The sequence below is a fragment of the Streptomyces yongxingensis genome, assembly GCF_055597465.1.
The window spans coordinates 4,033,077-4,053,819 of the sequence record NZ_CM145717.1 but is presented as its reverse complement, the minus strand read 5'-3'; the positions used below and the strand labels follow the sequence as shown (position 1 = coordinate 4,053,819).

Sequence of the window (20,743 nt, the reverse complement as noted above, 5' to 3'; positions counted from 1 at the left end):
TTAAGCGAAACCTCGATAGGCACAGCTGAGACTCGTCCCCCCGGATACGGTTACCCCTCCGACCGCTTTCCACTCCTCGTCGCACCCGCACCCGCCGCCGTCTTGACTTGGCCGTTCTCCTTGCCGCCCGCGCCACCCGACGCGGGGGTCTCGAAGGATTCCAACGCCTCGAGGACGTCCTGGACACGGGAGATCTCCGCGTTGATGTCCTCGCGGCGGCGCTTGAGCAACTCCAGCTCGCGCTTGCCCTCGTCCACGATCTGCTGCGCCTCGTCCGTGGCCTGGGTCCGGAGCCGGTCCGCCTCCCGCTCCGCCTCGGTCTTCTTCTGCTCGGCCTCCTTCAGCAGACCCTCGGCCTTCTTCACCGCCGCGATCCGCACCCGGCTCGCTTCGCTCTCCGCCTCCGCGACCAGCGACTTGGCCTTCTCCTCGGCCTTCATCAACTGCGCGGTGGCCGCCGCGACCAGCTTGTCGACCCGCTCGCCGGTGGCCTTCATCTGCTCCGCGGACTCCCGGCGGGCCCGCTCGTGCAACTCCTCGACCTCGGCCTCGGTACGGGCGCGCAGCTCCTCGGCGCGCTCCCGGATGGCCGTGGCGTCGCCCCGGGCCTCGCCCAGCATGGTGTCGGAGTCCGTACGGGCCTTCTCCACCATGGCGTTGGACTCGGCCGTGGCCTCGGAGACCAGCCGGTCCGCCTCCTGGCGGGCCATGCCCACCATGGTGTCCGCCTGCTCCTCGGCCGCGGTCGCCGCGCGCAGCGCGGCCTCCTGAGCCTCGGAGGTGAGCCGCTCGGCCTCCGCCGATGCCTCGGTGATCAGCCGGTCGGCCTGCTCGGCGGCGTCCGAACGCCGCTTGTTGGCGTCCTCGCGCGCCCGGTCGATCAGCCGGTCCGCCTCGGCCTGCGCCTCGTTGCGGATCCGCTCCGCCGCGGCCGCCGCCTCGGTCTCGACCCGCTCGGCCTCGGCGCGGGTGCGCGCCGCGTGCTGCTGCGCCGAACCGACGGTCTCCGCGGCCTCGCTGCGCAGCCGCTCCGCCTCGCTGCTCGCCTCCGCGTGCAGCCGCTCGGCCTCGTTCCGGGCCTCGGTGACCAGGCGGTCCGCCTGCTCGGCCGCCTCGGAGCGGATGTTGTTGGCGTCGCCGCGGGCCTGGGCCCGGGTGCGGGCCGCGTCCTGCTCCGCGGTCGCCCGCGCGTCGGACGCCTCCGTACGCAGCACCTGCGCCCGCGTGGTGGCCTCCGAGACCAGCCGCTGGGCCTCCTCGGTGGCGCCGCTGACGAGCGTATCGGCCTGCTCGGCGGCCTCGGCACGGGTCTTGTTGGCCGAGCGGCGCGCCTCGTCGAGCGTCTCGTTGGCCTCGGCGCGCAGCCGCTCGGCCTCGTGGGTGGCCTCGGTGACCAGCCGGTCCGCCTGCTCGGCGGCATCGGCGCGGCGCCTGTTCGCCTCCTCGCGGGCCTGCTCGGTCAGCCGCTCCGACTCGGCGATCGCCTCCGCGACCGTGCGCTCCGCGAGCGACTTGGCGGCCTCCGACTCCTCCGTGGCCTCCCGCCGCACCCGGGTGGCGTCCTGCGAGGCGCGCTCCCGCTCCGCGTAGGCGTCCGCGCGGACCCGGTCGGCCTCGGCCTGCGCCTCGTCGCGCACCCGCTGGGCGGCGTGCTCGGCGGCGCTGCGCAGCGCAGTGATCTCCTGCTCGGCCTGTTCGTGCAGCCCGGCGACCGAGTCCCGCACCTGCTGGGCGGTCTGCTCGGCGGCGGCCACCAGGTCGGCCGAGCGCCGCTCGGCCTCCTCGACCAGCCGCTGCGCCTCGGCCTGCGCCTCGGAGACCCGGTTCCGGGCGGCGGCCAGCAGTTCCTCGCTCTGCTCCCGCGCCGCCGTACGCTCCGCCTGCGCCTCCTCGCGGGCGTCGGCGAGCAGCTCCTCGGCCTCGCGGCGGCGGCGGGCCGCCTCCTCCTGGGCGGCGGCCAGGGCCTCCGCGGCCTCGGCGCCGATCCGCTCGGCGGCGCTCGCCGCCTCCGCGCGCACCCGGTCGGCCGTCTCCTGGGCCTCCGAGCGCAGCCGCTCGGCCTCCGCGGCGGCCTCGCCGCGCAGCCGTACGGCCACCGACTCGCCCTCCGCGCGCGCGTTCGACGCGTCCGCCGCGGCCTCGTCGCGCAGCCGGGCGGCCTCGTCCTCGGCCTGCTGGCGCAAGCCGTTCAGCCGCTCGGCGGACTCGGTGCGCTGCCGCTCGATCTCCTCGGCGGTCTCCTTGCGCAGCCGCTCCGCCTCTTCGCGGGCGTCCCGCAGCGCCTGGTCGGCGGAGGAGAGCCGCTGCTCGGCCTCCTGGTGCAGCCGGTTGAGCTCGCCCTCGGCCTCGGCGCGCCGGTCCTCGGCGGCCCGCTCGGCCTCCTCGCGCAGCTCCTCGGCCGCGGTGGCCGCCTCCGACTTGACCCGCTCGGCCTGCTCCTCGGCCGAGGTCACCAGCTCCTCGGCCTCGCCACGCGCCCGCTTCAGCAGCTCATCGGCCTGCCGGCGCAGCGCGTTGGCCCGCTCGATGGCCTCGGTGCGCACCCGCTCGCTCTCGGCGGTGGCACCGGAGCGGGTCTCCTCGGCGTCGGCCTTGGCCTTGGTCAGCAGGTCCTCGGCGGTGCTGGCCGCCTCCTCGATCTGCTGGACCGCCTCACGGCGCGCCTCGGCGCGGACCCGCTCGCCCTCGGCGGCCGCCTCCGACTTGAGCTGCTCGGCCTCGCCGCGCAGCCGGCGGGCCTCCTCCTGCAGCTCGACGGTCTTGGCGCGGTACTCCTTGGTGTCGTCCTTCGCCGAGCCCTTGAGCTGCTCGGCGGTTTCATGGGCCTCGGCCCGCAGCCGGTCGGCCTCTTCCTCGGCCTCGCGCCGGATCCGCTCCGCCTCGTCGGTGGCCGCCTTGGTGGTGGCCTGCGCCTTCTCCGAGGCGCGGGTCAGCACCTCCTCGGCGCTCCGGGCCGCCTTGGCCAACTGGGCCGCGGAGTCCTCGGCGGCCCTGGCCCGGGCGTCGTCGCTCGCCTCGGCGATCATCCGCTCGGCCTCGGCGCGGGCGTCGTCCCGTAGCTGCTCGGCCTCGGCCCGCAGCCGCTCGGCCTCCTTGGTGGCCTCGCCGACCAGCCGCGCGACCTCCGCCTTGGCGGTGCGGGTGCGCTGCTCGTTGTCCGACTCGGCGGCGCTGAGCCGCTTGGCCGCCGCGTCCTTGGCCTCGGTGACCACCTTCTCGGCCTCGCTGCGCGCCTCGCGCAGCGCCTGCTCGGCCTCCTGCATCCGCTGCTCGGCGGCGCGGGTCTGCTCGGCCGCGGCACGGCGGGCCTGGTCCGCCTCGCTGGCGGTGGAGGTGCGCAGCTGCTCGGCGTGGTCGGTGGCCTCCTGGGCCTGGGCGCCGGCGTTGGTCAGCAGCCGCTCGGCGTCGGTACGGGCCCGGCGCAGAATCGCCTCGGCCTCGGCGCGGGCGGCCTCCACCTCCGACCCCAGCCGCTGGCGCGCCTGTTCGGTCATCCGCTGGGCCTCGGCGCGGGCCTCGGCCAGGGCCTGCTCGGCCTCCGCCCGGGACTCGTCCATGAGCCGGCGGGCCTGCGCCTCGGTACGGGCCCGCAGCTGCTCGGCCCAGGCCACGTTCTCGTTGACGTGCGACTCGACGGTGGCGCGGCGCTCGGCCAGCTCCTGGTCCAGCCGCTGGCGCCGGGCCACGGCCTCGGCGTGCAGCTCGGCCTCGAGCCGGGACTGCCGCTCGGCCTGCTCCTGGAGCAGCCGCTGGGTCTGGGCCCGGGTCTCGCGCAGCTCCCGCTCGGCGTTGGCGCGCAGTTGGTCCGCCTGGAGCTGCGCGTCCCGCAGCAACTGCTCAGCCTGGTAGCCGACGTTGGCGCTGTCGTAGGCGGGGCGGGCCGCCAGATTACGGCGCGCCTCATGCAGCTTGGCGCGCAGCACCTCGACTTGGTAGCCGAGGTCGTCGGCGTGCTGGACGGCCTTCTCCCGCTCGGTCTTCAGCCGCTCCATCTCGGCCTCGAACTTCGAGAGCTGATCGTCAGGCTCGTAGCGGTCGTAGCCCCGCACTGCGCGGTCCCATCCGTCCCCTGGTCGCATTGGCGGCCGGCTCCGTAACCCTCCCGGCTCCCGTGGTCCCTTGCGGTGACCCGGGGCCCTCGACGGTTCCCTTGCGGTACCGACCAGGCGAAGTGCGTGCCGGGTCGGACCGGAGCTGGCCCTTCCGAAGAAATGGTGTCAGATCATCGGCGAAGCCCGGGCCGGACCCCGAACCCTCTCCGTTTCCGTACCCCGGCCGATGCAGCACTCTACCGGCCGGGGAAGGGGTAGGTCAGTGGTCCGCTTCAGTGATCCTCTTCGGCCTTGTGCGCGGCGGGGTTCGCGGCGGTGACGAGCTCGGTCAGCACACCGTGACAGTCCTTGGGGTGGAGGAAGGTGATCCGGGAGTCCATCGAGCCCCGGCGGGGCTGCTCGTAGAGGACCCGGACGCCCTTGTCGCGGATGGCCTCGGAGTCGGTGTCGACGTCGGCGGTGCCGAAGGCGATGTGGTGGACGCCCTCACCGTTCTTGGCCATCCACTTGCCGACCGCGGAGTCCTCCCGGATCGGCTCGAGAAGCTGCAGGTAGGAGGCCCCGCCGTCGGAGGTCTCATTGATCTTGAGCATGGCCTCGCGGACGCCCTGCTCCTCGTTGATCTCGGAGTGGAACACCTCGAAGCCGTACGTGGCACGGTAGAACTCGACAGTCTTGTCGAGGTCGGAACAGGCGATCCCGATGTGGTCGATTCTCGTCAGCATGGGAACAGTGCACCGCCGTACGGTCGGTTACGCAACGTGCGCGCGATCACACCGATGGGCCGGTGACCGCGCGGGTACTCGTCAGTACATTGACGATAACCCTCGTTAACTTCCTTCTCCTCGTGAAGGGACGCACCAATGACTCGTACGACCTCCGTGATGGTGGCGGGCGCGCGCACGCCCATGGGACGGCTGCTCGGCAGCCTGCGCTCGTTCTCCGGCGCAGATCTGGGCGGGATCGCGATCAAGGCCGCGCTGGAGCGGGCCGGGGTCGGTGCCGAGCAGGTGCAGTACGTGATCATGGGGCAGGTGCTCCAGGCCGGCGCCGGGCAGATCCCCGCCCGTCAGGCGGCGGTCAAGGCCGGCATCCCGATGAGCGTGCCCGCCCTCACGATCAACAAGGTCTGCCTCTCCGGTCTTGACGCGATCGCCCTGGCCGACCAGCTCATCCGCGCCGGTGAGTTCGACATCGTGGTCGCGGGCGGCCAGGAGTCCATGACCAACGCCCCCCACCTGCTGCCCAAGTCCCGTGATGGGTACAAGTACGGCGCGGTCGAGATGCTCGACGCGATGGCGTACGACGGGCTGACGGACGCCTTCGAGCACATCGCCATGGGCGAGTCCACCGAGAAGCACAACACCCGGCTGGGCATCCAGCGCCCCGAGCAGGACGAGTTCGCGGCCCAGTCCCACCAGCGGGCCGCCGCCGCGCAGAAGAACGGCCTCTTCGACGCCGAGATCACCCCGGTGGAGATCCCGCAGCGCAAGGGCGAGCCGGTGGTCTTCGACAAGGACGAGGGCATCCGCGGCGAGACCACCACGGAGCTGCTGGCCCGGCTGAAGCCCGCGTTCACCAAGGACGGGACGATCACCGCGGGCACGGCGTCGCAGATCTCGGACGGTGCCGCCGCGGTCGTCGTGATGAGCAAGGCCAAGGCCGAGGAGCTCGGGCTGGAGTGGATCGCCGAGATCGGCGCCCACGGAAATGTGGCGGGACCCGACAACTCCCTCCAGTCGCAGCCGTCCAACGCGATCGCGCACGCCCTGGGCAAGGACGGGCTGACGGTGGACGACCTCGATCTCATCGAGATCAACGAGGCGTTCGCCGCGGTCGCCGTGCAGTCAATGAAGGACCTGGGCGTCTCCCCCGAAAAGGTGAACGTGAATGGGGGCGCGATCGCACTCGGCCACCCCATCGGGATGTCCGGCGCGCGGATCGCGCTGCATCTGGCGCTGGAGCTGCGGCGGCGCGGCGGCGGCACCGGCGCGGCGGCGCTGTGCGGTGGCGGCGGGCAGGGCGACGCGCTGATCCTGCGGGTGCCGGCGGGGAAGTAGCCCCGCGCGGGAATCCGGTGTCCGTTGTGATCAAGCGATTGTGCTCAGGCGATGAGGAGTACGGCACCCATGGCTGATGTGCCCACGCTGGTGGAGCAGGCGCGGCAGGGGCGGCCGCGTGCGGTCGCCCGGCTGATCTCGCTGGTCGAGGGCGCCTCGCCGCGGTTGCGCGAGGTGATGGCCGCGCTCGCTCCGCTGACCGGGGGCGCGTATGTGGTCGGGGTGACCGGCTCGCCGGGGGTCGGCAAGTCCACGTCGACCTCCGCGCTCGTCTCCGCCTACCGGCGGGCGGGCAAGCGGGTGGGCGTGCTCGCCGTGGACCCCTCCTCGCCGTTCTCCGGCGGGGCGCTCCTCGGCGACCGGGTACGGATGTCGGAGCACGCCTCCGACCCCGGCGTCTACATCCGCTCCATGGCCACCCGCGGCCACCTCGGCGGGCTCGCCTGGGCCGCCCCGCAGGCCATCCGGGTGCTGGACGCGGCCGGCTGCGAGGTGATCCTGGTGGAGACGGTGGGCGTCGGCCAGTCCGAGGTGGAGATCGCCGCCCAGGCCGACACCAGCGTGCTGCTGCTCGCGCCGGGGATGGGCGACGGGATCCAGGCGGCCAAGGCCGGGATCCTGGAGATCGGCGATGTGTACGTGGTCAACAAGGCCGACCGGGAGGGCGCCGACGCCACGGCCCGTGAGCTGGGCCACATGCTGGGCCTGGGCGAGGCCCGGTCGCCGGGCGACTGGCGGCCGCCGATCGTGAAGACCGTGGCGGCGCGCGGCGAGGGGATCGAGGAGGTCGTCGAGGCGCTGGAGAAGCACCGTGCGTGGATGGAGGAGCACGGTGTGCTCGCGGAGCGCCGGATGCGGCGGGCGGCGGGCGAGGTCGAGACGATCGCGGTGACGGCGCTGCGGGAGCGGATCGGTGACCTGCACGGAGACCGGCGGTTGGGGGCGCTCGCGGAGCGGGTCGTCGCGGGCGAGCTGGATCCGTATGCGGCGGCGGACGAGCTGGTGGCGGGGGTGACCGAGCAGGGCTGAGGGGGCGGGGGCGGGGCCGTCCCCGCTCCGCCCGCTCGGCCGACCCGCCGGCGAACCTCCGGTCAGTCGTCGTCGCCGCTGTCGTCGTCGCCGTGGTCGTCGTCGGCCGGGGCCTGGGTGACCTTGCCCGAGTGGGCGTCCACGTTCAGGTCATGCTCCTTGTGGTGCTTCACGGTCTCGACCTCCCACACCGGGGTGCGGTCGCCGTCGAACTCCACGGAGGTCACCGTGGACCGGGACGCGGCCTTCCGGGCCGCCTCGGTGGCCGAGACGTCGGCGTTCCGCAGGGCCTTGGCCTCGGCGGCGTCCTCGGGGTCGGTGTCCCTGTCGACGCGCTGGCCGATCACCTTGCCGTTGGCGTCCAGCGTGACCTCGTGCCACGTGCCGTCCTTGCCCAGGACGTCCGCCTCCCACCGGCCGTGGTCCTCCCGGTCGATGGAGCCCAGCGTGCCCGGGACGGCCTTGAGCGCGGCGTCGGCCGCCTGGTTCAGCGATGTGCCGGTGGACCCGGCCGCCGGGGCTGCGGACCCGGCCGCCGGGGCCGCGGACCGGGCCGCCGGGGACGAGGGCTGGGTGCCCGCCACGGCGACGGCCGTACCGCCGGTGACCAGGGCCGCCGCGGCGACGGACGCGATGACGATGTTGCGCTTCATGAGGGTTTCCTCCCCGTGTGCTGTTCGGATGTCCACCACCATCGCGGAGCGATGCTGAAGCCCACCTGAAGCCGCCTGAAGAGATCTTCAGGTTCGCTCTGCGACGCTGGTCGCATGCGTTTGCTGATCGTGGAGGACGAGCGGCGGCTGGCCCTGTCGCTGGCCAAGGGGCTGCGGGCGGAGGGGTTCGCCGTCGATGTGGCGCACGACGGCCAGGAGGGGCTGCACCGTGCGCGGGAGGGGGTCTACGACCTCGTCGTCCTCGACATCATGCTGCCGGGGCTGAACGGCTACCGGGTGTGCGGGGCGCTCCGGGCGGCCGGGAACGAGGTGCCGATCCTGATGCTCACCGCCAAGGACGGCGAGTACGACGAGGCGGAGGGGCTCGACACCGGGGCCGACGACTACCTGACCAAGCCGTTCTCGTATGTGGTGCTGGTGGCGCGGGTACGGGCGCTGCTGCGGCGGCGCGGCCCCGGGGCCTCGCCCGTGGTGCGGGTGGGGCCGCTCACGGTGGACCGGGGCGCCCGCCGGGTGGAGCGGGACGGCCGGGAGGTGCCGCTGACCGCCAAGGAGTTCTCCGTGCTGGAGCAGTTGGCGACGCGGGCGGGTGACGTCGTCTCCAAGCCCGACATCCTGGAGCATGTGTGGGACTTCGCCTACGACGGCGACCCCAACATCGTCGAGGTGTACGTGAGCGCCCTGCGCCGCAAGTTGGGCGCGGAGCTCATCGAGACCGTACGGGGAGCGGGGTACCGGCTCCGTGCGTAGGGTGTTCGGTTCGGTACGGGCGCGGGCCGCGCTCGGGGCGACGCTGGTGGTGGCGGTGGCCCTGGTGGCGGCGGGGATCGCGGTGCTCCAGGTGCTGGGCGCCGATCTGGGGGACCAGGCGCGGCTGAAGGCCCAGGTGGACGCGCGGCAGGTGGCGTCGAAGATAGCGGCCGGGGCGGGCTACGGGGCGCTGGAGCTGGACGAGAGCGTCCCGGTGCAGGTCGTGGACGAGGACGGCCGGGTGCGGGCGGTCAGCGAGGATCTGGAGGCCGTGACGGGCACCGGGAGCGCGTCCGTGAGGCCCGTGGCGGCGGGCGTCACGGACGACGACCGGGACGATGACGACAGCGGCGCCGGAAAGGTCTCCTCCGGGGAGGAGTACAGCGACGGCTCCGCCCGTGTCGACGGGGAGACCGCCGACTACGTCTGGGCGGCCGTGGAGGCCACCGACACCTCCGGCGAGGACGTCACCGTCTACGCGGGCGCCCCGCTGGCCACCGAGCGCGGCGCGGTCACCACGGTGCGGGAGGCGATGCTGCTCGGGCTGCCGCTGCTGCTGGTGGTCGTGGCCGCCGTGACCTGGCTGGTGACCCGGCGCGCGCTGCGGCCCGTGGAGGGCATCCGGCGCGAGATGGCCGCCATCACGGCGAGCACGGACCTGTCCCGGCGGGTGCCCGAGTCGGGCTCGCACGACGAGGTGGCGCGGCTGGCCCGGACCACCAACGAGACGCTCACGGCGCTGGAGGCGTCCGTGGAGCGGCAGCGGGCCTTCGTGGCCGACGCCTCCCATGAGCTGCGCTCCCCGGTGGCCTCGCTCCGCACCCAGTTGGAGGTGGGCGCCGCCCATCCGGAGCTGCTGGACCTGGACGGCGCGGTGGCGGACGTGGTGCGGCTCCAGCGGCTCGCGGCCGATCTGCTGCTGCTGGCCCGGCTGGACGCGGGGGAGCGGCCCACCGGCGGGACGCCGGTGGCGCTGGACGCCCTGGTGCGCGAGGAGCTGGCCCAGCGGGTGGGGGACCGGGTGCCGGTGCGGGACGAGGCGGCGCCGGTCGCGGTGCCGGGCTCGCGCGGGCAGCTGGCCCAGGTGCTGGGCAATCTGGTCGACAACGCGCAACGGCACGCCCGGAGCGGGGTGCGGGTGGCGGTGCGCGAGGAGGGCCGGTGGGCCGTGCTCGAGGTCGCGGACGACGGCGCGGGCGTGCCCGAGGCCGACCGGGAGCGGATCTTCGAGCGGTTCGTACGGCTCGACGACGCCCGCAGCCGCGACGATGGCGGGGCCGGGCTCGGCCTCGCCATCGCGCGGGACGTGGCGGTGCGCCACGGCGGCACGCTGGCCGTCCGGGCGGCACCCGAGGGCGGCGCCCTGTTCGAGCTGCGGCTGCCGACCTAGGGGGCCCGGCCTACGGGGTGCCCGCCTGGGGCTTCGCCCCTGGACCCGGGGTCTGGGGCGGAGCCCCGGTTCCGGGAAGGGGCGGGGCGGGGAGCGGCCCGCCGCAGGCGTCAAGACCCGTCGGACACTCCTCGGACCCGGCTACTCCTCAGACCCGGCCCCGCTGGGTGCGCAGATGCTCCGCTACGGGCACCAGCGATCCGTACAGCGCCTTGAGGTCCTCCGGCGCGAGCAGATCGATGAAGTGCCTGCGCACGGACGCCACATGATGGGGGGCGACCTTGCGCATGGTGTCCCAGCCGTGCTCGGTCAGCACGGCGTACAGCCCCCGCCGGTCCGATTCGCAGTTCTCGCGGCGGACCATGCCGGCGTTCTCCATCCGGGTGATCTGATGGGACAGCCGGCTCTTGGACTGCAGGGTCGCGGACGCGAGATCGCTCATCCGCATCCGGTGGTCCTCCGACTCCGAGAGGTTGACCAGGATCTCGTAGTCGTTCATGGTCAGGCCGAACGGCTGGAGGTCCTTTTCGAGCTGGTAGGTCAGCAGCCGGCTGACGTCCAGGTGGGTGCGCCAGGCGCGCTGTTCCTCGTCGCTGAGCCAGCGCGTGCCGTTCTCGGTCTCCATGGGATGTATTCTACCTATAGAAGTTGAATTCCGAACCAATGGATGTATCGGGCTAGAGGTCACCTGTTCGACGTTACACTCCGCACCTTCGTGCTCACGAACCGGTACCCCCCGTCTCGCCGACCGATATCTCGGCGACGACCTCCTCCGTGGACTGCAGCAGTACGGTCCCCGCGCCCACGAACTCGAATTGGTGCTCCTCGCCCGAGGCGCCCCCGATGCCCGTACGCGACCTGATGGCCCCGAGGAAGCCGCGCAGATATTCGTGGTCGTAGTGGTGGCACGGCGTCGGGCAGTCCGCCCAGCCCACCAGCGCCTGCGGGTCCACCCGGATCGGCGGCTCCATGAAGACCACGGGCCCGTTGGAGGCGGCCACGAACTTCCCGGTGCCGATGAGGGTGAGGAAGCCCGGGACGATGGACTGCTTCAGGGACAGCGAGGGCTGGAAGGCGAGCAGATTGCCGGACCGGATGGAGAGGTTGCCGTCGTCCAGGTCGTAGGAGTTGACGTCGAAGGCGCGGTCCGCGAGCACCATCTTGCCCCGCCCCTCGGCCACCACCCAGTCCGCCGCGTGCAGCGGGGAGTGGAAGCTGTGCGCGATGAGGTGGTCGAGGTGGCCGAGCCCGACGCCCTGGAAGTCGATCTGCCCGTAGTAGGCGACCATCTTCCCCTTCTGCAGGAACCACTGGCCGTTCAGTTCCACGCTGAAGGCGTACGGATTGATGTTGTCGTCGACGGGCAGCGTCCAGGCGTCATGGATGACGGGGCCGTTCACAGCTTCTCCTCCGATGCCTGGACGTAGACCGTGCCGGTGCCGGACAGTTCCAGTTGGAACGCCTCCCCCGAGCCGCGGCCCACCATTTCGCGCCAGCCGATCGCCGTCGAGAGCTTATTGCGAACATCACCCCGGTGGGCGACATAGGCTTGCGGATCGACATGCACCGGACGTCCCGGGCCGATCGGCAGCTCCAGCACCCCGCCGTGCGCCATGACCGCCGCGGAGCCGTGCCCCTCCAGGGTGGTGGTGAACAGCCCCTGGCCGGTGACCTGGCCGCGCACCATGCCCATCACCCCGCCCTGGGAGCCCAGGAACATCGTGCCCTGGCGCAGCGAGCCGTCGAAGGCCAGCAGCCGGTCCGACTCCACGCAGAGGGTGTCGCCGACCAGGTCGATCACATGGACGTGGTGGCCGCCGTGCCCGAACATCACCGTGCCCTGGCCCTCGACGGTCATCAGCGGGGTGGCCTCATTGGCGACCCGCCGCCCGATCATCCCCCGCACTCCGCCCTGGCCGCCGGTGATGCTGGGGGTGAACCGCACGTCCCCGCGGTAGGCGAGCATCGCGCCGCGCTGGCTGAACAGGGTCTGTCCGGGCATCACCTGGGCCTCGACCATCCGTGAGGTGAGTACGGTGAACGGCATCACATCTCACCCCCGATCGTGTTGCGCTCACTCGGCTGCACGTAGACCAGCCCATCCCCCTCGAAGCGGATCTGGAAGGACTCCCCGCCGCTCTCGCCTATCAGCGCGCGGAAGTTCACCCCGGCCTGGAAGTGCTGCTTGAGACCGCCGGTGTGGGCGAGGTACGCGCCCGGGTCGACCTGGAGCGGCGTCTGCGGGGTGACGCGCAGCACGACCGCCGTGCCGGCGGAGACGAGCGCGGCCTGGCCGGTGCCCTCGACGGTCGTGGTGAACAGCCCGTTGCCCTGCGAGGAGCCGCGCAGCCCGGTGAAGGAGGTGCCGGTGCGCAGCGCGGCGTCCGTGCACAGCAGATTGCTGGACTCCACATACAGCTTCTCGCCGTTCAGCGACACCAGGTTGATCTCGCTCGCCCGGTCGGCGAAGTAGCACGTGCCGTGCCCCTTCACCTCCATGACCGCCATCTGCTCACCGGTGAGCCGCCGGGTCACCATCCCGCGCAGCCCCTCCCCGCCACCCGTCCTCTTCTTGAAGGTCATCTCCCCCTCGTAGGCGACCATCGCGCCGTTCTTGGCCTTCACGGAGTCGCCGGTCAGGTCGACCGCGAGCACCCTGCTTCCCTGGAGCCGAAACTGAGCCACGGAGCCGACGGTAGCGGTCCGGCGACGCCGGCGGACAGGGAGCGCCGGGGGCATGAGGTGCCCCCCGGACACTGATCGCCCGCGCGGCTGCGACAATGGGCGAAAGCTTGTGCATTGCTTCACAAGCTGGTCCGTGTCTCTCTCTTCACACGAAGGTGCTCTCGTGGACTTCAAGACCGCCACCGCGCTGCGCCGGCTCCGCCTGGTCTCCGCGCCCGAGGCCGTGTCGTTCCTGCTGCTGCTCATCTGCTCGGTGCTCAAGCGCACCTCGGACTTCAACGCGGTGCCGGTGATGGGCATGGTGCACGGCGTGCTCTTCATCCTCTACGTGGTCTTCTGGGCGGACGCCTGGAACCGCGCCAAGTGGAGGTGGCAGACCGCGGCCCTGTACTTCGTCCTCTCCGTGCTGCCCACCGGCGGCTTCTTCGCCGAGCGCAAGCTCAAGCGGGAGGCCGAGGCCGGGGTGATCGCGGCCCGCGCCCGTAAGGAGGGTGTGGTCAACGCATGATCGTCGCCTTTTCGGTGACACCGCTGGGCGTCGGCGAGGACGTGGGGGAGTACGTGGCCGACGCGGTGCGGGTGGTCCGGGAGTCGGGGCTGCCGAACCGTACGGACGCGATGTTCACCTCCATCGAGGGCGAGTGGGACGAGGTCATGGACGTCGTCAGGCGCGCCGTCGCGGTGGTGGAGGCGCGGGCGCCCCGGGTCTCGGTGGTCCTCAAGGCCGATATCCGCCCGGGTGTCACGGACGGTCTGACCTCCAAGGTCGAGACGGTCGAGCGTCACCTCTCCGACTGAGCACCCCGGTGCGGGCGGGGGTCACCCCCGCCCACCAGGGCCATGCCCAGCGGGGTGCGCTCGTACAGCACCTGATGGCCCTGGCGGCGCGAGCTGAGCAGCCCGGCGGCGCGCAGCACCGCCAGATGGGCCGAGACCGACGAGGGCGCCAGACGGTGCCGGGCGGCCAGGGCCGTGGTGGACGCGGGCTCCTCCAGACCGGAGAGGATCGCGGCGCGGCTGGCCCCCAGGAGCCGTACGAGCGCGTCCGCCGCGACCGCGTCCGGCTCCCGCCACAGCCCGCCGACCCCGCGCGCGGGATAGATCACCGTGGGCTGCCAGGGCGGGGCGAAGCCGCTGATCACATCCGGCCAGACGAAGACGCTGGGCATCAGCAGCACCCCCCGCCCGTCGAGGTCCTGCGTCTGGGCGGGCACCACGGAGTTGCGGATGGTGAGCGTGGAGTCGGTCCAGCGCAGCGCCGGGCGCAGATCCGCGAACAGCCGCTCCAGGCCGCCCTCGGCGAGCTGCCGTGAGCGATAGGCGATATCGGCCTCCAGTAACGCCCGCAGCCGGGGCCAGTCCGGTGCCACCAGGGCCCGCCAGGCCCGTTCGGTCACCTCCGCCAGCCGCTGGACGGCCCGCGCCGGATCGTCCAGCATCGCCCGGCCCCGCGCGGAGTCGGCGGCCCCCGGGGTGCATTCCAGGGACAGGGCCAGCTCACGGCGGGCGACGGCGGGGTCCGTGGCCCGCAGCCGCGCCAGCTCGTCCTCGAACGGCGCGTACGGCGCCTCCGGCGGCGGGCCCAGGAAGTCGGGGGTGTAGCCGCGCCCCGGCATCAGCAGCCACAGCTCCGACAGATCGAGCCCGGCCAGCGCCTCCCGCACCCGCCGCAGCCACGGCAGGTGATAGCCGTGCCGCTCGGTCCGGCGCAGGGTGCGCACCGCCTCATGGGTCTGGCACAGCGGCGAGATGGCGAACCGGCAGCGCAGCAGATCGTCGGCACCGAACTGCATGTGCAGTGGCATGGCGTCACCCCCGGGCGCGAAGATTCGGCTCAGTCCGAAACACTAGAGCCCGCCCCGCCCGCACGGGCACGCTTCCGGCATGTCAACGCCCTCCGGGCCCGGCACCACGGGCCCCCTCGAGTCGCGCCCCGACGCGCCCGCCTCCCGACCCGAGCTCGCGCCCGGTGCCGACGAGGGGCCGCCGCGGAGCCCGGGGAGCGTTGGCTACCGCGCGGTGTTCGCGGTCGGTGAGTTCCGGGCCGTCTTCGCCGCGCACCTGGTCTCCATGCTCGGCGAGGTGGTCGGCCAGATCGCGCTGTCCGTGCTGGTCTTCCGGCTCACCGGATCGCCGCTGCTGAGCGCCCTGACGTTCGCCACCTCGATGCTGCCGTACGTGATCGGCGGCGCCCTGCTGTCCTCCGTCGCCGACCGCTTCCCGGCCCGGCGGGTGCTGGTGGTCTGCGATCTGGTGCACGCCGCGTGCGTGGCCGCCATGGTGGTGCCGGGGATGCCGGTGGCCGCGCTGCTCGCGCTGCGCTGTGTGCCCGCCGCGATCTCCCCGGTGTTCAGCGGCACCCGGTCGGCGACGCTCGGCGACATCCTCGGCGAGGGCGACGCCTTCGTGCTGGGCCGCTCGGTCCTCCGGATCACCGCCCAGACCGCGCAGCTCGCCGGGTTCGGCGTCGGCGGGCTGCTGCTGGCCGCCGTCTCGCCGCGGGCCGCGCTGGCGCTCACCGCGGCCGCGCTCGTCGGCTCGGCGCTGGTGCTCCGCTTCGGCACCCGCCGCCGCCCGGCGCGGGAGCCGACCGGGGGCGGGGCTCCCCCAGCTACCGCTGGGAGGTGCCCCCTGCTCGGGGACTCGCTGAGCGGGATCCGGCGGCTGTTCGCGGACCGCCGGGTCCGGGCGCTGATGCTGTTGTCGTGGGTGCCGCCGATGTTCGTGGTGATGCCCGAGGTCCTGCTGACGCCGTACTCCGATGGGCTGGGCCTCGGCTCGGCGGGTCTCGGGCTGCTGATGTGCGGGATGCCGGTGGGCGCGGTCGCCAGCGAGGCGCTGGTGGGCTCGCTGCTCGGCCCGCGCGCCCGGGCCCGGCTGACGCTGCCGGTCGGCGTCGCGGCGATGCTGCCCGCCCTGGGGTACGCCGCCCATCCGTCCTTCGGCTGGGCGCTGGCCCTCCAGGTGCTGACCGGCTGCGGTATCGCCTACAGCCTCGGCCTCGACCAGTGGTTCTTCGCCGCCGTCCCCGATGAGCTGCGCGGCCGGGCGATGACGGTGATGACGGCCGGGCTGATGACCGCGCAGGGTCTCGGCATGGCGGTCTCGGGCGCGGTCGCCGAGTTCGTACCGGTCCATGTGGTGGCCGCGGCCGCGGGCGGCTGCGGGGCGCTCTGCTCGCTGCTGGTGGCGCTGGAGGTGCGGCGTACCGTCTGAGGGGTCCTCGCACTGTGCCCGGACCCCTCAAGGGCCCGTCCGGCCCGAAGTGTGAGATAGGGCTGACCGCGATATGACCGGCCGGTAGGGTCGGTGGTGTGCCGAAGCCGCTCAGCCTGTCGTTCGACCCCATCGCCCGCGCCGATGAGCTCTGGAAGCAGCGGTGGGGGTCCGTGCCCTCGATGGCCGCGATCACCTCGATCATGCGGGCCCACCAGATCCTGCTCAGCCAGGTCGACGCGGTCGTCAGACCCTACGGACTGACCTTCGCCCGCTATGAGGCGCTGGTGCTGCTCACCTTCTCCAAGGCCGGTGAGCTGCCCATGTCCAAGATCGGCGAGCGGCTGATGGTCCACCCGACGTCGGTCACCAATACGGTGGACCGCCTGGTCACATCGGGTCTGGTCGACAAGCGGCCGAACCCCAACGACGGCCGCGGCACCCTGGCGTCGATCACCGACCGGGGCCGTGAGGTGGTCGAGTCGGCTACCCGCGATCTGATGGCGATGGAGTTCGGGCTCGGGGTCTACGACGCCGAGGACTGCGGCAGGATCTTCGAGATGCTGCGCCCGCTGAGGGTCGCGGCGGAGGACTTCGAGGACGACTGAGCAGGGCTGCGGGGGCGGCCGCCGAAGGCCGGGGGCGGCGAAGATCGCCCCGGAACGGGCGGTTACGCTCAGGGCATGAAACGCAGCGTGCTGACCCGCTACCGGGTCATGGCCTACATCACCGCAGTGATGCTGCTCGTGCTCTGCACCTGCATGGTGTTCAAGTACGGCTTCGACACGGGCGAGGACCTCACGCTCGTGGTCTCCCAGATCCACGGCGTGCTCTACATCGTCTACCTGGTCTTCGCCTTCGACCTCGGCTCCAAGGCCAAGTGGCCGTTCGGCAAGCTGTTGTGGGTCCTGGTGGCGGGCACCATCCCGACGGCCGCGTTCTTCGTCGAGCGCAAGGTCACCCGCGAGGTGGAGCCGCTGGTCAGCGGCGCCGAACCGGCTCCCGCCCAGGTCTGACCCGCGGGGTTTCGAGGCACTCCGCGCGTCCCGTCCGAGCCCGGACGAGGCGCGCGGACGCAGCGGCAGGGGCCACCCGATCGGCCGAGTGCGGCGAGTCTTCCGTCGACAATTAGTAGGACGTCCAAGTACTTTTGAGGCATGGACGCCGAAGGCATTGAAGCGGGCCGCCGACGCTGGCAGGCCCGGTACGACGCGGCACGCAAGGGTGCCGCGGCCGGGGGTTCGGGGGCGAAGCCCCCAAGGGATTGGACGCGCACCACGCTGTCGGGGGACGCCGTCGAGCCGGTCTACGGACCGGCCCCGGGCGACTCCGTGGAGGGGTTCGAGCGGATCGGCTGGCCCGGGGAGTTCCCGTTCACCCGGGGCCTCTACGCCACCGGGTACCGGGGCCGGTCCTGGACCATCCGCCAGTTCGCCGGGTTCGGCAATGCCGAGCAGACCAATGAGCGCTACAAGATGATCCTGAAGGCGGGCGGCGGCGGGCTCTCGGTCGCCTTCGACATGCCCACCCTGATGGGCCGCGACTCCGACGACCCGCGTTCGCTCGGCGAGGTCGGCCACTGCGGTGTGGCCATCGACTCCGCCGCCGACATGGAGATCCTCTTCAAGGACATCCCGCTCGGCGATGTCACCACCTCGATGACCATCAGCGGTCCGGCCGTCCCCGTCTTCTGTATGTACCTGGTCGCCGCCGAGCGCCAGGGCGTGGACATCTCCCGGCTGAACGGCACGCTCCAGACGGACATCTTCAAGGAGTACATCGCGCAGAAGGAGTGGCTCTTCCCGCCGGAGCCGCACCTGAAGCTGATCGGCGACCTGATGGAGTACTGCTCCGAGGGCATCCCCGCGTACAAGCCGCTGTCCGTCTCCGGCTACCACATCCGCGAGGCCGGGGCGACGGCCGCGCAGGAGCTCGCGTACACCCTCGCGGACGGCTTCGGCTATGTGGAGCTCGGCCTCTCCCGGGGCCTGGACGTCGACACCTTCGCGCCCGGGCTGTCCTTCTTCTTCGACGCGCACGTCGACTTCTTCGAGGAGATCGCCAAGTTCCGCGCCGCCCGCCGGATCTGGGCCCGCTGGATGCGCGATGTCTACGGGGCGACCACCGAGAAGGCGCAGTGGCTGCGGTTCCACACCCAGACCGCCGGCGTCTCGCTCACCGCCCAGCAGCCGTACAACAACGTGGTGCGGACCGCCGTGGAGGCCCTCGCCGCGGTCCTCGGCGGCACCAACTCGCTGCACACCAACGCCCTGGACGAGACCCTCGCCCTGCCCAGCGAGCAGGCGGCCGAGATCGCCCTGCGCACCCAGCAGGTGCTGATGGAGGAGACCGGGGTGGCCAATGTGGCCGACCCGCTGGGCGGTTCCTGGTACGTCGAGGCGCTGACCGACCGGATCGAGGCCGACGCCGAGAAGATCTTCGAGCAGATCAAGGAGCGCGGCCGCCGCACGGTGCCGGACGGGCAGGAGCCGCGGTGGCCGATCACCGCGGGCATCCTCCAGGGCATCGAGGACGGCTGGTTCACCGGCGAGATCGCCGAATCCGCCTTCCGCTACCAGCGGGCCCTGGAGAAGGGGGACAAGAAGGTCGTCGGCGTCAACTGCCACGAGGGCTCGGTCACCGGCGATCTGGAGATCCTGCGGGTCGGCCACGAGGTCGAGCGCGAGCAGGTGCGGGTGCTGGGCGAGCGTAAGGCCGGGCGGGACGAGGCCGAGATCGCCAAGGGGCTCGAGGCGATGATCGCCGCCGCCCGCGAGGGCTCCAACATGATTGAGCCGATGCTGGCCGCGGTGCGCGCCGAGGCGACGCTCGGCGAGATCTGCGACGCCCTCCGCGACGAGTGGGGCGTCTACACGGAGCCGGCCGGCTTCTGAGCCCCGTCCGGGGCGGGTCCGGTGGCCGCCGCGTCCTGGGAGTCCGCCCCGGTCATCCCGTACAGCAGCAGATCCGTGAAGTCCCGCGCCCAGCTCGGGTCCACCGGCTCCGCGCTGACCATCAGCCGGTGGAGCACCGTCCCGGCGACCGCGTCGAAGATCAGGTCCGCGTTGCGGGCCGACGCCTCCGGGTCCTCCTCGCGCGGCAGCTCACCACGGAGCCGGGCGCGCTCCCGGCCGATCGTCACCAGCCGCTTCTGCCGGTCCACGATCGCCGAGCGTACCCGGCACCGCAGCGACTCGTCGTGCATGGCCTCGGCGAGGACGGCCATCAGCGCGGTGCCCGTCTCGGGGCGCTCCAGCAGCGCCCCCAGCCGGATCACCGCGGCCTCCACATCGGCGTGCAGACTGCCGTGGTCGCCCGCTTCCAGGTGTTCGTCGAAGACCGCCGCGACCGCGTCCACCACCAGCTCGCACTTGCTCGCCCAGCGGCGGTAGAGGGTCGTCTTGGCGACTCCGGCGCGCGCCGCCACATCGCCCAGGGTCAGCTTCGCCCAGCCCAGTTCCACCAGGGCGGCACGCGTGGCGCCCAGGATCGCGCGGTCGGCCTCGGCGCTGCGTGGGCGCCCGGTGCGGCGTGCGGACGGGCTCATGCGCGGCACCCTACCCGCCAGTACCGCGCATCGTCCCGGGTGAGTTACGCTACGGCTCGTAGCGTAAGGGTGTGCCACGGCCGGTCCATCGGCCGACGCGCTTTTCCCTTCACCGCGCGAAGAGGGGAGGATGGGACCATGCAGCCACGGAACATGTCCATGAGTGGAGTGGTCGACCTCGCCGCGGTGAAGGCGGCCGGAGAAGCGAAGCAGAAGGCGGAGCGGGCGCGGGCCGACGCGGCCCGCACCGGGGGCGCCCCCGCGCCCGGCCGTCTGATCTTCCCTGTCGACGAGGCGGGTTTTCAGCAGGACGTCCTGCAGCGCTCCACCGAAGTGCCGGTCGTCATCGACTTCTGGGCCGAGTGGTGCGAGCCGTGCAAGCAGCTCGGTCCCGTCCTGGAACGGCTGGCCACCGAGTACGCGGGGCGGTTCGTCCTCGCGAAGATCGACGTCGACGCCAACCAGATGCTCTTCCAGCAGTTCGGCGTCCAGGGCATCCCCGCGGTCTTCGCGGTGATCGCGGGCCAGCCGGTGCCGCTCTTCCAGGGCGCCGCGCCCGAGGCACAGATCCGCCAGGTGCTGGACCAGCTGATCCAGGCGGCGGAGCAGCAGTTCGGCATCGTGGGTACACCGATTGAACCCGGCGCCAGGGACGAGGGTGCCGAGGAGGCCGCCCCCGCCGCCCCCGAGTCGCCGCAGGACATCGCGCTCGCCGCGGCCCACCAGGCGCTGGACGCCGGTGACCTGGGCGGTGCGGTGCGGGCGTACCAGAACCTGCTCGCCGACGACCCCGGCAACAGCGAGGCCAAGCTGGGCCTGGCCCAGGCCCAGTTGCTGGAGCGTGTTCAGGGAGTGGACGCCACACAGGTGCGCAAGGCGGCCGCGGAGAGCCCGGCGGATGTCAAGGCCCAGATCGCGGCGGCCGACCTCGACCTGGTGGGCGGTCATGTGGAGGACGCCTTCGGCCGGTTGGTGGACGCGGTGCGCCGTACGGCGGGGGAGGACCGGGACGCGGCCCGCGTTCATCTCCTGAGTCTGTTCGACGTGATCGGTGGTGAGGACCCCCGAGTGGTGGCGGCGCGCGGCGCGTTGGCGCGGGTGCTGTTCTGACCTCCGGCTCCTCAAACAACACAGCGACCGCTCTTTACCAAAACTTGGTAAACGCGGTCGCTGTTACTGCCAGTAAGCGTAAGCCCCGGCTTTGTCCGGTCTTGGAGTAAATCTCCCTCTCTTTCCGGTCACTGTGCGGCAACCCTGCGTGCCCGATCTCGACCGTCCTGCCGCGGTTCGGTTATCCGTCCGTTACTCGCTAGTAACGAACCCCTTGTGCCCAAGCCGGG

At 72.4% G+C, this 20,743-nt stretch carries 20 protein-coding genes; 11 read left to right on the top strand and 9 right to left on the bottom strand.

Annotated features, from left to right (window positions below):
• Nucleotides 1-50: 50 nt before the first annotated feature.
• Both scy and mce read right to left on the bottom strand, forming a co-directional pair.
• Nucleotides 51-4,079 carry a polarized growth protein Scy gene (gene scy, locus ACZ6TD_RS16870; RefSeq protein ID WP_471354833.1) on the bottom strand — a complete coding sequence of 1,343 codons (4,029 nt, stop codon included), beginning with the start codon at nucleotides 4,077-4,079 and terminating at the stop codon, nucleotides 51-53.
• Nucleotides 4,080-4,324: 245 nt separating this feature from the next.
• Complete coding sequence (gene mce, locus ACZ6TD_RS16865) at nucleotides 4,325-4,777, bottom strand: methylmalonyl-CoA epimerase (protein ID WP_471354831.1); 453 nt, start codon at nucleotides 4,775-4,777, stop codon at nucleotides 4,325-4,327.
• A gap of 156 nt (nucleotides 4,778-4,933) precedes the next feature.
• Here mce and ACZ6TD_RS16860 point away from each other — a divergent pair, with 156 nt between their 5' ends.
• Both ACZ6TD_RS16860 and meaB read left to right on the top strand, forming a co-directional pair.
• Nucleotides 4,934-6,112 carry an acetyl-CoA C-acetyltransferase gene (locus ACZ6TD_RS16860; protein ID WP_471357804.1) on the top strand — a complete coding sequence of 393 codons (1,179 nt, stop codon included), beginning with the start codon at nucleotides 4,934-4,936 and terminating at the stop codon, nucleotides 6,110-6,112.
• Between the two features lie 69 nt (nucleotides 6,113-6,181).
• A complete protein-coding gene (gene meaB / locus ACZ6TD_RS16855; RefSeq protein WP_471354829.1) occupies nucleotides 6,182-7,141 on the top strand; it encodes a methylmalonyl Co-A mutase-associated GTPase MeaB in 960 nt (319 codons plus the stop codon).
• 62 nt (nucleotides 7,142-7,203) lie between these two features.
• Here the strand turns inward: meaB and ACZ6TD_RS16850 are convergent, their stop codons facing one another.
• A complete protein-coding gene (locus ACZ6TD_RS16850) occupies nucleotides 7,204-7,794 on the bottom strand; it encodes a PepSY domain-containing protein (RefSeq protein ID WP_471354827.1) in 591 nt (196 codons plus the stop codon).
• Between the two features lie 114 nt (nucleotides 7,795-7,908).
• Between ACZ6TD_RS16850 and ACZ6TD_RS16845 the strand changes: the two genes are divergently transcribed.
• Both ACZ6TD_RS16845 and ACZ6TD_RS16840 read left to right on the top strand, forming a co-directional pair.
• Nucleotides 7,909-8,565, top strand: coding sequence for a response regulator transcription factor (locus tag ACZ6TD_RS16845; RefSeq protein ID WP_471354825.1), 657 nt, complete (start codon nucleotides 7,909-7,911; stop codon nucleotides 8,563-8,565).
• The gene (locus ACZ6TD_RS16840; RefSeq protein WP_471354823.1) at nucleotides 8,558-9,955 is read left to right on the top strand and encodes an ATP-binding protein; all 1,398 of its coding nucleotides are present in this window, start codon (nucleotides 8,558-8,560) and stop codon (nucleotides 9,953-9,955) included. Before ACZ6TD_RS16845 ends, ACZ6TD_RS16840 begins: the two co-directional genes overlap by 8 nt.
• A gap of 148 nt (nucleotides 9,956-10,103) precedes the next feature.
• On the opposite strand, the gene ACZ6TD_RS16835 is transcribed toward ACZ6TD_RS16840, so the two are convergent.
• The 4 genes from ACZ6TD_RS16835 to ACZ6TD_RS16820 form a co-directional block, all read right to left on the bottom strand.
• Entirely contained in the window at nucleotides 10,104-10,580 is a 477-nt protein-coding gene (locus ACZ6TD_RS16835) for a MarR family winged helix-turn-helix transcriptional regulator (RefSeq protein ID WP_471354821.1), read from the bottom strand.
• 94 nt (nucleotides 10,581-10,674) lie between these two features.
• The gene (locus tag ACZ6TD_RS16830) at nucleotides 10,675-11,355 is read right to left on the bottom strand and encodes an AIM24 family protein (RefSeq protein ID WP_471354819.1); all 681 of its coding nucleotides are present in this window, start codon (nucleotides 11,353-11,355) and stop codon (nucleotides 10,675-10,677) included.
• Nucleotides 11,352-12,002, bottom strand: coding sequence for an AIM24 family protein (locus tag ACZ6TD_RS16825; RefSeq protein ID WP_471354818.1), 651 nt, complete (start codon nucleotides 12,000-12,002; stop codon nucleotides 11,352-11,354). Before ACZ6TD_RS16825 ends, ACZ6TD_RS16830 begins: the two co-directional genes overlap by 4 nt.
• Nucleotides 12,002-12,640 carry an AIM24 family protein gene (locus ACZ6TD_RS16820; protein ID WP_471354816.1) on the bottom strand — a complete coding sequence of 213 codons (639 nt, stop codon included), beginning with the start codon at nucleotides 12,638-12,640 and terminating at the stop codon, nucleotides 12,002-12,004. Before ACZ6TD_RS16820 ends, ACZ6TD_RS16825 begins: the two co-directional genes overlap by 1 nt.
• A 163-nt stretch (nucleotides 12,641-12,803) precedes the next feature.
• On the opposite strand from ACZ6TD_RS16820, the gene ACZ6TD_RS16815 reads away from it, so the two are divergent.
• Complete coding sequence (locus ACZ6TD_RS16815) at nucleotides 12,804-13,148, top strand: DUF3817 domain-containing protein (protein ID WP_471354814.1); 345 nt, start codon at nucleotides 12,804-12,806, stop codon at nucleotides 13,146-13,148.
• The gene (locus ACZ6TD_RS16810) at nucleotides 13,145-13,438 is read left to right on the top strand and encodes an MTH1187 family thiamine-binding protein (protein ID WP_037958476.1); all 294 of its coding nucleotides are present in this window, start codon (nucleotides 13,145-13,147) and stop codon (nucleotides 13,436-13,438) included. The genes ACZ6TD_RS16815 and ACZ6TD_RS16810 overlap by 4 nt, the downstream gene beginning before the upstream one ends.
• Here the strand turns inward: ACZ6TD_RS16810 and ACZ6TD_RS16805 are convergent.
• Nucleotides 13,423-14,445, bottom strand: coding sequence for an ArsR/SmtB family transcription factor (locus ACZ6TD_RS16805; RefSeq protein WP_471354812.1), 1,023 nt, complete (start codon nucleotides 14,443-14,445; stop codon nucleotides 13,423-13,425). The two genes, ACZ6TD_RS16810 and ACZ6TD_RS16805, sit on opposite strands and share 16 nt — an antisense overlap.
• Nucleotides 14,446-14,524: 79 nt before the next feature.
• Here ACZ6TD_RS16805 and ACZ6TD_RS16800 point away from each other — a divergent pair, with 79 nt between their 5' ends.
• From ACZ6TD_RS16800 to ACZ6TD_RS16785, 4 genes are all read left to right on the top strand, one after another.
• Nucleotides 14,525-15,856 carry an MFS transporter gene (locus tag ACZ6TD_RS16800; protein WP_471354810.1) on the top strand — a complete coding sequence of 444 codons (1,332 nt, stop codon included), beginning with the start codon at nucleotides 14,525-14,527 and terminating at the stop codon, nucleotides 15,854-15,856.
• A 98-nt stretch (nucleotides 15,857-15,954) separates the two neighbouring features.
• A complete protein-coding gene (locus ACZ6TD_RS16795; RefSeq protein ID WP_471354809.1) occupies nucleotides 15,955-16,464 on the top strand; it encodes a MarR family winged helix-turn-helix transcriptional regulator in 510 nt (169 codons plus the stop codon).
• Nucleotides 16,465-16,539: 75 nt separating this feature from the next.
• Nucleotides 16,540-16,872 carry a DUF3817 domain-containing protein gene (locus ACZ6TD_RS16790; RefSeq protein WP_037958485.1) on the top strand — a complete coding sequence of 111 codons (333 nt, stop codon included), beginning with the start codon at nucleotides 16,540-16,542 and terminating at the stop codon, nucleotides 16,870-16,872.
• Between the two features lie 141 nt (nucleotides 16,873-17,013).
• Nucleotides 17,014-18,750 (top strand): acyl-CoA mutase large subunit family protein, encoded by a 1,737-nt coding sequence (locus tag ACZ6TD_RS16785; RefSeq protein WP_471354806.1) that lies wholly within the window; start codon nucleotides 17,014-17,016, stop codon nucleotides 18,748-18,750.
• Here the strand turns inward: ACZ6TD_RS16785 and ACZ6TD_RS16780 are convergent.
• Nucleotides 18,726-19,403 (bottom strand): TetR/AcrR family transcriptional regulator, encoded by a 678-nt coding sequence (locus ACZ6TD_RS16780; protein WP_471354805.1) that lies wholly within the window; start codon nucleotides 19,401-19,403, stop codon nucleotides 18,726-18,728. The two genes, ACZ6TD_RS16785 and ACZ6TD_RS16780, sit on opposite strands and share 25 nt — an antisense overlap.
• A 138-nt stretch (nucleotides 19,404-19,541) precedes the next feature.
• Here ACZ6TD_RS16780 and ACZ6TD_RS16775 point away from each other — a divergent pair, with 138 nt between their 5' ends.
• Nucleotides 19,542-20,513, top strand: a complete 972-nt coding sequence (locus ACZ6TD_RS16775) for a tetratricopeptide repeat protein (protein ID WP_471354803.1) — start codon at nucleotides 19,542-19,544, stop codon at nucleotides 20,511-20,513.
• Nucleotides 20,514-20,743: the final 230 nt, after the last annotated feature.

Coding starts and splice junctions, on each gene's coding strand:
- scy (WP_471354833.1), bottom strand. CDS start 4,079: ATGCGACCAGGGGACGGATGGGACCGCGCAGTGCGGGGCTACGACCGC.
- mce (WP_471354831.1), bottom strand. CDS start 4,777: ATGCTGACGAGAATCGACCACATCGGGATCGCCTGTTCCGACCTCGAC.
- meaB (WP_471354829.1), top strand. CDS start 6,182: ATGGCTGATGTGCCCACGCTGGTGGAGCAGGCGCGGCAGGGGCGGCCG.
- ACZ6TD_RS16850 (WP_471354827.1), bottom strand. CDS start 7,794: ATGAAGCGCAACATCGTCATCGCGTCCGTCGCCGCGGCGGCCCTGGTC.
- ACZ6TD_RS16845 (WP_471354825.1), top strand. CDS start 7,909: ATGCGTTTGCTGATCGTGGAGGACGAGCGGCGGCTGGCCCTGTCGCTG.
- ACZ6TD_RS16835 (WP_471354821.1), bottom strand. CDS start 10,580: ATGGAGACCGAGAACGGCACGCGCTGGCTCAGCGACGAGGAACAGCGC.
- ACZ6TD_RS16825 (WP_471354818.1), bottom strand. CDS start 12,002: ATGCCGTTCACCGTACTCACCTCACGGATGGTCGAGGCCCAGGTGATG.
- ACZ6TD_RS16810 (WP_037958476.1), top strand. CDS start 13,145: ATGATCGTCGCCTTTTCGGTGACACCGCTGGGCGTCGGCGAGGACGTG.
- ACZ6TD_RS16805 (WP_471354812.1), bottom strand. CDS start 14,445: ATGCCACTGCACATGCAGTTCGGTGCCGACGATCTGCTGCGCTGCCGG.
- ACZ6TD_RS16800 (WP_471354810.1), top strand. CDS start 14,525: ATGTCAACGCCCTCCGGGCCCGGCACCACGGGCCCCCTCGAGTCGCGC.
- ACZ6TD_RS16790 (WP_037958485.1), top strand. CDS start 16,540: ATGAAACGCAGCGTGCTGACCCGCTACCGGGTCATGGCCTACATCACC.
- ACZ6TD_RS16785 (WP_471354806.1), top strand. CDS start 17,014: ATGGACGCCGAAGGCATTGAAGCGGGCCGCCGACGCTGGCAGGCCCGG.
- ACZ6TD_RS16780 (WP_471354805.1), bottom strand. CDS start 19,403: ATGAGCCCGTCCGCACGCCGCACCGGGCGCCCACGCAGCGCCGAGGCC.
- ACZ6TD_RS16775 (WP_471354803.1), top strand. CDS start 19,542: ATGCAGCCACGGAACATGTCCATGAGTGGAGTGGTCGACCTCGCCGCG.